Source organism: Hydrogenophaga sp. (genome assembly GCF_030158645.1).
Lineage (GTDB): Bacteria > Pseudomonadota > Gammaproteobacteria > Burkholderiales > Burkholderiaceae_C > Hydrogenophaga.
Map to the genome: position 1 here is coordinate 56811 of NZ_JAOASO010000133.1, position 13973 is coordinate 70783.

11 protein-coding genes are annotated in these 13973 nt (G+C 66.1%); 3 read left to right on the plus strand and 8 right to left on the minus strand.

Annotated features, from left to right (window positions below; genetic code table 11):
• Window positions 1-18 precede the first annotated feature (18 nt).
• The 4 genes from Q1W68_RS13990 to Q1W68_RS14005 all read right to left on the minus strand — a co-directional run bounded on the left by Q1W68_RS13990 (window position 19) and on the right by Q1W68_RS14005 (window position 5435).
• The gene (locus tag Q1W68_RS13990) at window positions 19-1092 is read right to left on the minus strand and encodes a patatin-like phospholipase family protein (protein ID WP_300653001.1); all 1074 of its coding nucleotides are present in this window, start codon (window positions 1090-1092) and stop codon (window positions 19-21) included.
• Between the two features lie 27 nt (window positions 1093-1119).
• Window positions 1120-1971: an HDOD domain-containing protein gene (locus tag Q1W68_RS13995; protein WP_300652999.1), complete on the minus strand. Its 852-nt coding sequence runs from the start codon at window positions 1969-1971 to the stop codon at window positions 1120-1122.
• A gap of 84 nt (window positions 1972-2055) precedes the next feature.
• Window positions 2056-2883, minus strand: coding sequence for an HDOD domain-containing protein (locus Q1W68_RS14000; RefSeq protein WP_300652998.1), 828 nt, complete (start codon window positions 2881-2883; stop codon window positions 2056-2058).
• A gap of 137 nt (window positions 2884-3020) precedes the next feature.
• A complete protein-coding gene (locus Q1W68_RS14005; protein ID WP_300716959.1) occupies window positions 3021-5435 on the minus strand; it encodes a Tex family protein in 2415 nt (804 codons plus the stop codon).
• A 294-nt stretch (window positions 5436-5729) separates the two neighbouring features.
• On the opposite strand from Q1W68_RS14005, the gene Q1W68_RS14010 reads away from it, so the two are divergent.
• Together Q1W68_RS14010 and Q1W68_RS14015 are read left to right on the plus strand one after the other, a co-directional pair.
• Complete coding sequence (locus Q1W68_RS14010) at window positions 5730-7520, plus strand: HAMP domain-containing sensor histidine kinase (RefSeq protein ID WP_300652993.1); 1791 nt, start codon at window positions 5730-5732, stop codon at window positions 7518-7520.
• A gap of 2 nt (window positions 7521-7522) precedes the next feature.
• Window positions 7523-8488 carry a response regulator gene (locus tag Q1W68_RS14015; RefSeq protein ID WP_300652991.1) on the plus strand — a complete coding sequence of 322 codons (966 nt, stop codon included), beginning with the start codon at window positions 7523-7525 and terminating at the stop codon, window positions 8486-8488.
• 27 nt (window positions 8489-8515) lie between these two features.
• Here the strand turns inward: Q1W68_RS14015 and Q1W68_RS14020 are convergent, their stop codons facing one another.
• On the minus strand, window positions 8516-9703 hold the full coding sequence (locus Q1W68_RS14020; protein WP_300652990.1) for a multidrug effflux MFS transporter: 1188 nt from the start codon (window positions 9701-9703) through the stop codon (window positions 8516-8518).
• Between the two features lie 122 nt (window positions 9704-9825).
• Here Q1W68_RS14020 and Q1W68_RS14025 point away from each other — a divergent pair, with 122 nt between their 5' ends.
• Window positions 9826-11613 carry a monovalent cation:proton antiporter-2 (CPA2) family protein gene (locus Q1W68_RS14025; RefSeq protein ID WP_300652988.1) on the plus strand — a complete coding sequence of 596 codons (1788 nt, stop codon included), beginning with the start codon at window positions 9826-9828 and terminating at the stop codon, window positions 11611-11613.
• Between the two features lie 21 nt (window positions 11614-11634).
• Here the strand turns inward: Q1W68_RS14025 and Q1W68_RS14030 are convergent, their stop codons facing one another.
• From Q1W68_RS14030 to Q1W68_RS14040, 3 genes are read right to left on the minus strand one after another with little or no spacing between them, the layout of a single operon-like run.
• Window positions 11635-12540, minus strand: coding sequence for an SDR family oxidoreductase (locus Q1W68_RS14030; RefSeq protein WP_300652985.1), 906 nt, complete (start codon window positions 12538-12540; stop codon window positions 11635-11637).
• 24 nt (window positions 12541-12564) lie between these two features.
• Window positions 12565-13038 carry a GNAT family N-acetyltransferase gene (locus Q1W68_RS14035; RefSeq protein ID WP_300652982.1) on the minus strand — a complete coding sequence of 158 codons (474 nt, stop codon included), beginning with the start codon at window positions 13036-13038 and terminating at the stop codon, window positions 12565-12567.
• A complete protein-coding gene (locus Q1W68_RS14040; RefSeq protein WP_300652980.1) occupies window positions 13035-13970 on the minus strand; it encodes a glutathione S-transferase family protein in 936 nt (311 codons plus the stop codon). The genes Q1W68_RS14035 and Q1W68_RS14040 overlap by 4 nt, the downstream gene beginning before the upstream one ends.
• Between the last annotated feature and the right edge of the window lie 3 nt (window positions 13971-13973).

Here is a 13973-nt window from a genome sequence, read left to right on the forward strand (position 1 = left end):
TCCCCCTGCCCCACGCCCTCACAGCGGCTGCAATCGGCCCGGGTCGGGCCGCTCAAGCCACCGCGCGAACTCGTCAGCCAATTGCTGGCTGGCGGCGGTGGCGCCTTGCCAGGCCTTCATGCGCCCGGCCAGGTCGGGCCCGTAGCGGGTGAAGTCCTGGCGGTCGGGCAACTTGGCGTTGGGCAGGCTCTTCACCCAGGCCGGGTCGGGCGCAAGCACCAGCATGTTGTCCAGCGCAGCGCTGCTGCGGTGCCGGCTCTTCCAGGCCTTGTCGAGCCAGCCCGGTACCACCGCTTGCTGGAAGTGCGGGTACAGCACGATCGGCGCCGTGGCGGGCGCCTGGTAGTGCAGGTGCAGGTGGTAGTCGGTGATGCCGCCGTCCCAGTAAGCCCCGGGCGGCGCGCCCGCAATGCTGTGCACCGGGCGCAGCACAAACGGGATGGAGCAGCTGGCCTGCAGCGCGTCCATGAAGTTGGCGTCGGTGAGCAACACCTGGCGGGTGCGGAAATCCTGCGTGGTGAACGGCAGTTCGGCGCTGGTGGAAAACACCACCCGCTCCAGCCAGGCCCCCAACGCCTTGCGGTGCAAGGCATTGGCGGCAAACGCGCCCAGGTAGCCCAGCGGGGTGCGCAAGCGACCCTCGCGGGCCAGCACGTGCCGACCGCGCGAGGTGACGATGTGCAGGTGGTAGCGCGGGTGGTTCAGCACCTGAGGGACGCGTCCGCCGTAGAACAGCACCAGGCTGTCGCCAAACTGCTCGCTCACCTGGTCGGGCGTGGGGCGCTTCTGGCCCGGGGGCACGGCGTAATGTTGGGCGATGTAATCGCGCTCCAGGCGCTCGAATCCAGCCACCGGATCGTGCAGGCAGGCCGTGGCCATGCGCCACGCACCAATGGAGGCGCCGACCAGCTGCACCGGTTGGCGGCTCTGTGGCAACCACTGGCCGAACAAGAAACGGTCCAGGGGCCCGAGGATCAGACCCTTGGGCCCACCGGCAGCAGCGGGAATGATGCCCACGTCCTGCGGGCGAAGACCGTGCTGCTCGATGTGCTGGCGGGCGCGCGGGCCGGCGTGAAGGCGAAGGGCTTGCATGGGCTGCGATTGTGTCGCAGCCGACCCTCACGACGTGACGCGGTCGCCCGGGGCGTCTTCAACTTCGGTGATCTCGGTGTGGCGTGAGAGGGAGGGAATCTCTTCGGCCACCACGCTGTCGGGATCGATCCCCAGCACCAGACCCACGGGATCGGGGTAGGTGTTGATCAGCAGCTCGGAGCGCATGGCCTGTTCTTCTGCGCGGGCACGCCAGGAGGCGATGTGGATCACGCCGGCGATGGGCTCGTAAACCTCGTTCTCGAACGGCGCCGTCTGATGCTCGATCGCGTTGATCATCCGTTTGGGGAAATTCCACTCGCGCGCCAGGGCCGCCCCCACCTCGGCGTAGCTGTAGCCAAACAGACCGCGCTCGGCGACCGAGCGCTTGAGGTCGAGCATCGGCACGCTGCGGTCCAGATCGATCATGGCTTCGGGCATGCCCACGTGCATCACCAGCTCACCAATGCCGTGGATCAGACCGGCGGTGAAGGCCGTGTTCTCGTCAATGCGGATCGGCAGCGCGATGTAGCGCGAGAGGTTGGCGGTGTTGAGGCTGTAGCGCCAGAACTGGTTGAGGTTGACGCCGCCCACCGCGTGAAAACCTTCGCCCAGCGAAGCGGCGATCACGAGCGCGCGCACCTTGATGAGGCCCAACACGTGGATGGCTTCTCGCGCGTTGGAGACCGATCGGTGCAGGCCAAAGAATGCGGAGTTGGCGGTCTTGAGCAGCTTGGCGGTGAGGACCGGATCGTCTTCGATGTAAGACGCGGCCAACATGGCGTCGACGTCTTCCTGGTCGAAAGTCTCGATCAGTTTGCGCACCACCTTGGGGGCCGACGGCAGGGCGTCGGGCCGTTTCAGAAGCTTCTCGAGTTGCATGTCTTTTCCCCGCCTTGATTGCCGACCCGAATGGGGTTTGCTGCCTTTTTTATCGCCTGAAAAGCCGCGCACTTGAGGTCTTTTTCAGTCAATGAACGCACCCAGCGCCTGGCTGAACGACCACTCCGACGGGTCCTTGCCGAGCACGCTGTCCAGGTCGAGGCCGAGGGAGAGGCCCACCAGGTCGGGAAAGGTGGCGACGAGGCCGTTTTCGTCGAGCTGGATTTCCTCGGCGCGCGCGCGCCACGAGGCCAGGTGCAGCACGCCACCCAGGGGGTCGTAGGACTCTCCCTCAAACGGGCTGATCTGGTTGTTCAGGGCGGAGACGATGGTGGTGGGGAACTGCCACTTCTCGGCCATGCCCGCGCCCACCTGGGCGTAGGTGTAGCCGAACACCGACATCTCGGCCTGCGCGCGGTTCAGGTCCAGCGGTGGTGTGCCCATGTCCAGCGGGCCAACCAGATCGGGCATGGCGATGTGCATGATCAGGTCGCCGATGGCGTGGATCAGGCCAGCGGTGAAGGCGTTGCTCTCGTTCTGGCGCAGCACGCCGGCGAGCGATTTCGAAATGTCCGCCACGCGCAGGCTGTAGCGCCAGAACTGGGGCAGGTTGACCCCGGGCACGTTCTTGAAGCTGGAACCCAGCGCCGCGGCCATCACCAGCGAACGCACGTGGGTCATGCCGAGCATGGCCACGGCTTCTTCGGCACTGCCGATCTTGCGGCTCACCCGGAAAAAGGCGGAGTTGGACAGGCGCAGCACCCGCGTGGTGAGCGACGGGTCCTGGGATATCAGGTCGGACACGCGCTTGGGGCTGGGGTCGTCCTTGTTCATCTCTGCCAGGAGGTCGGACACGGTGCGCGACATGGCCGGCAGTGCACGGGGAAAGTTCAGCAGGGCTTCGAGTTGCATGGGGTGAAGTCCGGTGGCAGCGTGGGGTCGTTGCGGGCAATGACCTGTTGCTTGCCCGTTCCATGGTGTATCGGCGCCAACACCAGCGACTTGAGCCCCCAACGCGCCCTGAGCTGGCCGGATGCCACCGGCCAGCCTCAGCCCTTGCGGTCTTTGCCCGAGCCCTGCAGCCGGGCGAACGCCGAGGCCATGGCCGAGGGCACCGCGGTTCCCGAGCCGCCCGAGGTGCTGCGGGCATCGGAGCGACCCGATCGGACCGGCTCGAAACGGTTCTCGCGCGGGCTGCCGCCCTGCCCTGCGCTGCGTCCCGGCGCACCCACTGGCGCATCGCCCAGTTTCATCGACAGGCCGATGCGCTTGCGGGCCACATCCACCTCCATCACCTTGACCCTGACGATGTCCCCGGTCTTGACGATTTCACGCGCGTCGTTGACGAACTTGTGCGCCAGCTGGCTCACATGCACCAGCCCGTCCTGGTGCACACCGAGGTCGATGAAGGCGCCGAACTGGGCCACGTTGCTCACCGTGCCCTCCAGGATCATGCCCTCGCGCAGGTCGCTGATGTCGTCCACGCCGTCGTTGAAGCGCGCCACCTGGAAGTCCGGGCGCGGGTCGCGGCCGGGCTTTTCCAGCTCGCCCAGGATGTCCTTGACCGTGATCACACCGAAGCGCTCGTTGGCGAACAGCTCCGGGCGCAGGGTTTTGAGCATATCGGCCCGGCCCATCAGATCGGCCACCGGCTTGCCGGTGGTCTTCATGATCTGCTCGACCACGCTGTAGGTTTCCGGGTGCACGCCGGTCATGTCCAGTGGGTTGTCGCCACCCCGGATGCGGAGAAAGCCCGCGCTCTGCTCGAAGGTCTTGGCGCCCAGGCCGGCCACGTCCATGAGCTGCTGCCGGTTTTTGAATGCGCCGTGCGCCTCGCGCCAGCGCACCACGGCCTTGGCCACGCTGCCCGAGAGGCCCGACACCTTGGACAGCAGCGGCACGCTGGCGGTGTTGAGGTCCACGCCCACGCCGTTCACGCAGTCTTCCACCACCGCGTCCAGCGTGCGCGCGAGCTCGCTCTGGTTCACGTCGTGCTGGTACTGGCCCACGCCAATGCTCTTGGGGTCGATCTTCACCAGCTCGGCCAGCGGATCTTGCAGGCGGCGCGCAATGGAGGCCGCGCCGCGAAGGCTCACGTCCACATCGGGCATCTCCTGGGAGGCGAATTCGCTGGCGGAGTACACCGATGCGCCCGCCTCGCTCACCACCACCTTCTGGATCTCCGGCCTGGCCAGTTGTTTGATCAGGTCCGCCGCCAGTTTGTCCGTCTCGCGGCTGGCCGTGCCGTTGCCGATGGCGATCAGGTTCACGCCGTGCTTGTCGCTCAGCAGGCGCAGCGTGTGCAGCGCACCGTCCCAGTCGCGCCGAGGTTCGTGCGGGTACACCGTGGCGGTGTCGACCAGCTTGCCGGTGGCGTCCACCACCGCCACCTTCACGCCGGTGCGGATGCCCGGGTCCAGGCCCATCACCACCTTGGGGCCGGCCGGTGCGGCCAGCAGCAGGTCGCGCAGGTTGTCGGCAAACACCTTGATCGCCACCGCCTCGGCGCTCTCGCGCAGGCGGGCAAACAGGTCGCGCTCGCTGGAGAGCGAGAGCTTCACGCGCCAGGTCCAGGCCACGCATTTGCGCAGCAAATCGTCCGCCTTGCGGCCCTGGTGGCTCCAGCCCAGCTGCAGGGCGATGCGGCCTTCGGCCAACGAGATCACGGGCGCGGCCTTGCCGGAGGCCAATGGCGCCAACTCGGGTTCGGGCAGCACCAGCTTCGCATCCAGGATCTCCAGCGAGCGCCCACGGAACACCGCGAGCGCGCGGTGAGAAGGCACTCGCGAGATCGGTTCGTCGTAGTCGAAGTAGTCGCGAAACTTCGCCACCTCGGGCGCGTTCTCGTCCTTGCCGGCCACCAGCGTGCTCTTGAGCAGGCCCTCCGCCCAGAGCCATTCGCGCAGGTTCTGCAGCAGCGCCGCGTCTTCGGCCCAGCGCTCGCTGAGGATGTCGCGCACGCCATCGAGCACGGCGGGCACGGTGGAGAAGTCGGCGCCAGGCTTGCCGTCGTCCAACACCTCGGGCGGTTTCAGAAAAGCCACGGCCTCGGTGGCTGGATCCAGTGTGGGGTCGGCCCAGAGCTTGTCGGCCAGCGGTTCGATGCCGAATTCGCGCGCGATCAGGCCCTTGGTGCGCCGGCGTTGCTTGAACGGCAAATACAGGTCCTCCAGCTCCTGCTTGGTCGCGGCCAGCAGCACCGCGGCGCGCAGTTCCGGGGTCAGCTTGCCCTGCTCGTCGATGCTCTTGAGGATGGTCTCGCGACGCGCTTCGAGTTCGCGCAAGTAGTCCAGGCGAAACGCCAGTTCGCGCAGCTGGATGTCGTCCAGACCACCGGTGGCTTCCTTGCGGTAGCGGGCAATGAAGGGCACGGTGGCCCCGCCGTCGATGAGGTCCACGGCGGCCTGGACCTGGTGGACGCCCACCCGGATTTCCTGCGCGATTTGCGCAACGATGTTCTGCATCTTTTAACTCTGTTCGCCTCTGGGGCGCTTGTCGTGTGGTGGAAAAAGCCGGGGAGTGTGCCACACGCAGGGCGAGGGTCTTTTGTGCGTGCCGGGCGTTGGCGATGCCTGCTTTTTCATGAAACAGACATGACTTTTGTCACCAATTCCTGAGTTTGTGAATACGAAATAATTCACTTGAAGTATGGGTTGTTTTGATACCCCTACCTAGTATCTCAGCCAGTCCGACGCATCAACCGACACGAAGCCCGTCTCGCACCGTTGGTTCCGGTTTCCCAACTTGCTGGAGAGTTCATGAACAACTATTTCCGCCTCACCCGTTACTTCACCGTCACCAGCCTGGTGGCCTTTGGCGTGGTGGCTGCCACCCTGATGTATTTCGAACAGCGACAGTCTTCCTTCTTCCAGGAAGTCCAGTCCAACGAAGCGCAAATGCTCAGTGGCATTCAAAGCGATTTCGTGACCCGCGCCGATGCAGTCGCCCGGCGCGACCTGCTGGCGGTGAACGAGCAGGGCAACGTGAACTTGACACGGCTTTTCTCCAACGCGCTCTGGGCCAGCGACCTCACCCCGTACTTTGGCGAGATCGACTCGGTCGATTTCGCACCCTGCAGAGCCATGGCCGATGGGGTGGACGCTCAGGGCAAGGCGGGGGCAACGCCTGAGAAAAAGGCGTGCTTCAAACAGGTTGGTGAGAAGCTCAAGGCATTGAAGAGCTTTGCTCCGCTGGACGCACGGGTGCGCGAGGCCATGCAGGGCAGCACCATCTTCAAGATCAAGGTGTATGACTTGAGCGGTATCACGGTCTATTCGACCGAGCTGGCTCAGGTCGGCGAGGACAAGTCGGGCAACGGCGGCTGGAAGAGCGCGGCCCGCGACGGCAAGGCCATCAGCGAACTCACGTTCCGCGACAAATTCAGCGCATTGCAGGGTGTGGTGGAAAACCGCGACCTGATCGCCAGCTACTTGCCGGTTATCGAACCCGGCACCCAGAAGATCGTGGGGGTGTTCGAGGTGTATGCCGACGTGACTCCGTTCCTGGGCCAGATCAAGGCCACCTCGGGCGAATTCAAACAGGTGGCCCAAGCCAACCAGACCCGACTGGCCGAGCAGGCCGCCCTCAACCACTTGAAAGTGCAAAACAGCTCCAATCAGCAACTCGGTATCGTGGCGGGTCTGCTGGCACTGCTCTACGTTGTGCTGCTGAGCATCGTGCGCCGGGCTCAAACCGTGATCGAGCGCCAGGCGCGCGAGAGCGACGCCACCAAACAGCGCCTGGCGCAGTCGGAAAAAATGACGTCCCTGGGTCAGATGGTGGCGGGTGTGGCGCACCAGTTGAACACCCCGCTGGCGTTTTCCAAGAACAATGTTCTGATGTCGATCCAGTCGCTGGACCAGCTCGAAGGCGCTGTGCACCGGCAAATCCGCCACTCCATCTGCCGGACCGAAGCCGTGACCGAATCCGACACCGTGATGGAACCGCTGGATGAAGAAAGACAGGCACGCGACCTCGCATCGGCCATGCTGGAGGTGCGCGAAGCGCGCGAGATGCTGAGCGACGTGCTCATGGGCATGGGACAGATGAACGAGCTGGTGGACAACCTGCGCAGCTTCACCCGCCTCGACCGCGCCCACACCGCCGAGGTGAATCTCAACGCCGCGCTGGGCAGCGTGTGCTACATCGCCAAGACAGTGATCTCGACCAAGATCACCGTGGAGCAGGCATTTCAACCGCTGCCCGCGATCAAGTGCAATGTGTCGCAGCTCAACCAGGTGTTCTTGAACCTCATCAACAACGCAGCACAGGCGATCGACGGCGCGGGCACGATCACAGTGGCCACCCGTGCCGATGCCCGACACATCACCGTCAGCGTGCGCGACACGGGTCGGGGCATTCCGGCCGAAGTCCTGCCCCACATTTTCGAAGCCTACTTCACCACCAAGCCGGACGGCGAAGGCACGGGACTGGGTCTGGCGATCGCCCGCAACATCGTGGAGGAGCACGGGGGCGACATCCACGTCAGCAGCGAAGTCGGCGTGGGCAGCGAGTTCCGCGTGCGCCTGCCCATCGACAAGGTGACCTGACCATGTCCCACGCTTCACTGCCCAAGGTGCTGTGCGTCGACGACGAGCCCGGCCTGCTGCGCTCGCTGCGCTGGTTGCTGCGCGGTCAGTACGACGTGGCGGTGGCCGCCAGCGGGCTCGACGCCCTGGCCTTGATGGGCGCCCAGAATTTCGATGTGGTCATCAGCGATCAGCGCATGCCCGGCATGACCGGCACCGAGTTTCTGGAAAGGGCCCGACGGGTTTCCCCGCGCAGCATCCGGCTGCTGCTCACCGGCTACTCGGACTTCAACGCGGTGCTCAGCTCGGTCAACGAGAGCGAAGTCTTCCGCTTCATCTCCAAACCCTGGGATAACCAGAAACTGCTGGAAACCGTGAGCGACGCGGCCAAGGTCGCCCGCATGACACAGGCTTCGTGGGTGGACTTTCAAGACACCGTGGGTGCCGATGGACCCGACGCATTTGACGAAGGCGTGCTGGTCTTCGACGGCGATGACAGCGCGGTTGCGCAGTGGCGCTCGGCCGTCAAGCGCGAGGGCAACATCGTCTGCACCGACGACATTGGTGAAGCGGTCAGCCAGCTCACCCGGCAAAAAGTGGCCGTGCTGATCACCGACATCCAGGGCGCACGCTCGCAGCAGATGGACCTGATCCGCGCGGTGCGGCGAAACCAGCCCGAGGTGGTGGTGATGGTCTACAGCCAGGAGCGCGACAGTGCCGTGATCGGCCGGCTGATCAACGAAGGTCAGATCTACCGCTTCATCGCCAAACCCGCTGGCGCCGAATACTTGAACCGCACGCTGCGGTCCGCCCTGGCCCGACACCGCCAACTGCTGGCGGAACCCGCACGCGTGATGCGCCACCGGACCCAGGTGTCTGAAGACCTCGACTTCGAACGGGACTTCGCGTCGGCCGCCAGTCAGATGCCCAAGACGATGCGCAAACCGCCCACGGGCGCTCGGGCCTGGTTGCAGCGCCTCTTCCGGTGAGCGCGCCGGGCAGTTGCATGCGCGCCCTCAATGGGCATCTCCACCCAGCGTGACCCAGGTCAGCGCCACGCCGATCAGCGCACCCGACGCCATGCCCACCACCATGGGCAGGGGTTTGCCGTTGGCAAACAGGCTCACGATGGCCATGGCGGCGGCGCCGCCCAGCATCTGCAGCGTGCCCAGCAGCGCCGAGGCGGTGCCGGCGATGGCGCCGTGTTTCTCCAGCGCGAGCACCGAGGTGGTGGGAATCACCAGGCCCATGAAACCGCTGGCCACGAAATACAGCGCAATCAACACGGCAAGCTGGTCGCCGCCGGCGAGGTAGTAAATCAGGAGCACCGACATGGTCAGGCCCGAGGCACTGGCCGCCGCCTTCACCAGGCGCACCAGCCCGAAGCGCCGACCCAGCAGGGCGGTGAACTGCGAAGCACCGATGAAAGCGATGGCGTTGAACGAAAACGCCAGGCTGTATTGCACGGGTGTGAGGCCGTAATGGTTGATGAGCACGAAGGGCGAGCCCGCCAGGTACACGAAGAAGCCCGCCATCGCCGTGGCGCCGATGCCCACCAGCCCCAGGTAGTGCCAGTCGCGCAGCAACAGCGCATAGGCCCGCAGAGCGCTGCCGAGGCTGCTCTCCACCCGCTCGGCGGCGCTGCGGGTTTCCTGCAGCGCGCTGTACACCAGCACCAGCCCGGCCACCGAGGCCAGGGCCACGGCCCAGAACACCCCACGCCAGCCGGTCAGCGCGATCACCCCGCTGCCCACCAGCGGCGCCAGGATGGGCGAGACGCTGAACACCAGCATCAGCAAGGACATCAGGCGCGCGGCTTCGGCGCCGGTGTGCAGGTCGCGCACCACGGCGCGCGGAATCGCCATGCCGGCGGCCGCACCCAGGCCTTGCAGAAAGCGCAGGACCACCAGGGTTTCAATGTCGGTGGCCAAGGCGCAGCCGATGCTGGCCAGCGTGAACAGGCCGAGGCCGAAATACAGCGGTGGCTTGCGACCCACCATGTCGGAGACCGGGCCGTAGAGCAACTGGCCCACGCCCAGCGCGAGAAAGAAGGCGGTCAGGCTGAGTTGCACGGGGGCGACTTCGGCGCCCAGGCTCCGCCCGATGTCGGGCAGCGCGGGCAGGTACATGTCGATGGCGAAAGGGCCAATGGCGGAGAGCAGGCCCAGGATCAGGGCCATCTTGAGGTAACGGGTGTTGAACATAGACCGGCATTGTCCCAGCCGGGCGAAAGCCGGCGGTCGATCGTGTCGCAGCACCTGGTCAGGGCGGTGAACACGTGCGTCACAATTTCGCGTTCCACCCATCCACTCACCCGGAGTTCTCCATGGCCGTTGAAGGCAGCGCAGGCGATCTGCTCAAAGTTGTGACCCTGCTCGGCGCCGCGGTCGTGGCCGTGCCGCTGTTCAAGCGCCTGGGCCTGGGTTCGGTGCTGGGTTACCTGGCCGCGGGCCTGGCCATCGGACCGTTTGGCCTGGCGCTGATCAACGACCCGGCGACCATCCTGCACACTGCCGAACTCGGTGTCGTGATGTACCTGTTTGTCATCGGCCTGGAGATGCAGCCTTCGCACCTGTGGAGCCTGCGACGGGCCATTTTTGGCCTGGGCAGCCTGCAGGTGGTGGTGTGTGGTCTGCTGCTAACCGGTGTGGGCCTGGCATTTGGTTTTTCGCTGCCGGTGTCGTTCGTGAGCGCCATGGGTTTTGTGCTGACCTCCACCGCGGTGGTCATGCAGCTGCTGGGCGAACGCGGCGACATGGCACAGCCGCGCGGCCAAAAGATCGTGGCCATCCTGCTGTTTGAAGACCTGCTCATCGTGCCGCTGCTCGCCGTGATTGTCTTCATGGCCCCGCCCGACCTGGCCGGGCCGGTAGCGGCCACCTCGTCGCGCTGGACCACCATTGGCCTGGCGCTGGGCTCGCTGGTGGCGCTGGTGGCCGCTGGCGTGTGGCTGCTGAACCCCCTCTTCCGCGTGCTGGCCAACGCCAAGGCGCGCGAGGTCATGACCGCCGCCGCCCTGCTGGTGGTGCTGGGCGCGGCGCTGCTCATGCAGGTGGGCGGCCTGTCCATGGCCATGGGCGCGTTTCTGGCCGGCGTGCTGCTGTCCGAATCCACCTTCCGCCACCAGCTCGAAGCCGACATCGAACCCTTCCGCGGCCTGCTGCTGGGTCTTTTCTTCCTGAGCGTGGGCATGTCACTCGACCTGGCGGCGGTGGCGAGCAACTGGCCACTGATCGCCGCCGGCGTGGTGGCCATGATGCTGGTCAAGGCGCTGTGCATCTACGGTGTGGCGCGCTTCGCGAAGAGTTCACACGCCGACGCGCTGGACCGGGCGGTGCTCATGGCGCAAGGCGGCGAATTCGCTTTCGTGTTGTTCACGGCGGCCCTCGGCGCGAAAGTGATCGACCCCGTGGTCAACGCCAACATGACCGCCATCGTCGTGCTCTCCATGGCGCTCACGCCGTTGGTGGTGCTGATGCACCGGCGCCTGGCCACAAAACCCGGTGTGTCCATGGAGGGCATCGAGGCCGTCAATGGCCAGGCCGCCAGCGTGCTGGTGATCGGTTTCGGCCGCTTTGGCCAGATCGCCAGCCAGGGCGTGATCGCGCGCGGCGCGAGCATCACCATCATCGACAACAACGTGCAGATGATCCGCGACGCCGAGGCCTACGGGTTCAAGGTCTACTACGGCGACGGCTGCCGGGCCGATGTGCTGCACGCCGCCGGCGCGCACACGGCCAGCGCCATCCTGGTCTGTCTGGACAACAAGGGCGCTGCCACGCGCATCGCCGAACTCGCCAGAACCGAGTTCCCCCAGGCCGAACTGCTGGTGCGCGCCTTCGACCGCGAACACGTGCTGGCGTTGCGCAAGGCCGATGTGGGCTACCTCGTTCGCGAAACCTTCGAGTCCGCCATGGCCATGGGGCGCCAGGCCGTGCTGACGCTGGGCGCGGCCGAAGAAGAGGCGGACGAGGTGATGGAGCGCCTGCGCCGGCGCGACGCCGAGCGCATGGACATGGAAGCCGCTGGTGGCTTGTTTGCCGGGCGGGCGCTCGTGTTGGGCAACCAGGTGAAGAAGGCCGCCGCGCAGCAGACGGCGCAAGACCCGGCCTGACCGCTCTCGACCACCCAGGCGTCAGACCGCGCGCAGCGCCGCGCGCAAACCCACGCCGATCTCGGGCCGCTCGTGGAACGGGTCCGCGGGGTTGGTCTGGTTGACGATGCCTTCCATGCGCGCGCGCACATTGCCCAGCGCGCGCGGGTGGCTGAAGATGTAAAACTGGTCGGCGGTGATGGCGTCGAACACCAGTTGGGCCACCTGCGCAGCGGTGACCTTGCCCGAGCTCACGGCCTTGTCGCTCATGGCCTGGCCGATCAGCTGGCTCTGCGTGGCTTTCTCGTCGGCCAGTTCGGCCGGGCGGTTGCGGTGGCTCTGGCTGATGCCGGTGGGCACGAAGTACGGGCAGAGCACGCTCGCGCTCACCTGATCACTCACCAGCTTCAGGTCCTGGTAGAGCGTTTCGGTCAGGCTCACCACCGCGTGCTTGCTCACGTTGTAGATGCCCATGTTGGGCGGCGTCAGCAGGCCGGCCATGCTGGCGGTGTTCACGATGTGGCCGCGCCAGGTCGGGTCCTGTTTCGCGGCGGCCAGCATCATGGGGGTGAACAGGCGCACGCCGTGCACCACGCCCCAGAGGTTCACGCCCAACACCCACTCCCAGTCCTTGACCGAGTTTTCCCAGATCAGACCACCCGAACCCACGCCCGCGTTGTTGAACACGAAGTGCGGCGCGCCGAAGGTCTTCTCCACGTCGGCGGCGAGTGCCTCCATCTGCTCGGTGCTCGACACGTCGACCTGGCGCGAGAGCACCTGGACGCCGGTGGCCTCGATTTCCGCGGTGGCTGCGTCCAGCGCGTCTTGCTGCACGTCGACCAGCACGAGGTTCATGCCGAGCTTCGCACCGATGCGCGCGCACTCCAGCCCGAAGCCCGAGCCTGCGCCGGTGAGCACCGCGGTTTTGCCTTTGAAGTCCTGAATCATGGTTGTCTCCTGTGTGTGAAAAGTTCAGGCGGCCCGCACCATCTCGATGTGGTCGATGCCGTCCTCAAGGTAGATCGGCCCGACCGGCTCGAAGCCGTGCTGGCCGTAGAAAGGTTGCAGGTGCGCCTGCGCGCCGATGCGGATGGGTTGTGCACCCCACAGGCCGTGCAGCATGTGCACCGACTGGCGGATCAGCGCATGGCCGATCCCGCTGCCGCGCGTGACCGGATTCGTCACCACCCGGCCAATGCTGGCCTCGGCGTATTTCAGCCCCGCGGGCGCCAATCGAGCGTAGGCCATCAACTCGACGCCGTCGGGCCGGTGGCATTCGGCGAGCACATGCATGCACTGCGCGTCGGCGCCGTCCATGTCTTGGAACACGCAGCGCTGCTCCACCACGAACACCTGGCTGCGCAGGGCCAGCAGACGGTAAAGGGTGTGGGCAGCGAGCGCATCAAACGGCAGGCAGCGCCAGTGCGTGGGTCCTTCGGGTCTCAAGCGCGCGCTTCCCTCAGCACAAAACCGATGCGCGGAAAGTGCACATGCAGCAAGCCCGCACGCTCGTCGGTGCGCTCCAGGGTGTAGCGGGTTCGGGTGGCGGCGCGCAGGATACCTTCGGTGGGTTCCTGGCCAAAAGTCTCGGCGCTGATGGTGACGCGGCTGCCCAGCGCGATGCCGTGGTCGTCCTGGAAGGTGTCGTCGGTGTGCGGCGCGGGCTGAGCCGCGGCTGCGATGGCAATGGCCTCGGTGGCCGTGAGCTTGCTCGAGTGGCCGTGACCGATGGCGGCCATGCGGTCCATCCACTCGATCACGTTGGGCGTGGCGTCCAGGATGCCCGCCATGGCCGGGTTGACCACGCGGCTGAACCACAGCGGGTGGTAGGCCGCAAAGTCGGCCACGCAGGGCGCGTCGCCCAGCAAAAACGGGTGCATGTCCACCATGGTCGAGAGGCGGCGCAAATAGCTCTTGTAGGCGGCGGTGGCGTCGCCCGGGCGCAGACTGGTCATGCCCGTTCGCATGGCGCCGCGGTCGGCCGCAAAGGCCTGCGCCGCTTCGGGTGGCTGACCGGCGAACAGCGCGGCTGCGCCCTTGGGGCTGAGGTTGTGACCCATGGCGGCCCAGAACAAGGTGCTGTCGGCCCACTGCGCGAGCACGCGCGCCGCGCCCTTGAGGTGCTCGGGGTAGAGCGTGGGCTCGGGCTGGCGGTGTTCGAGCACATCGCAGATGAGCGCGGTGTCGCAATAGATGTCGGCGCCGATCTGCAGGAACGGCGTGCGGCGGTAACCGCCGGTGAGCGCGATCACGTCGGGCTTGGGCATGATGCGCGGGATGTTCACGCTCTGCCAGCTGAGCTGCTTGTGGCCCAGGATCAGGCGCACTTTTTCCGAGAACGGGGACGTGGGGTAGTGGTGCAGGATGAGGTCGGGCATGGT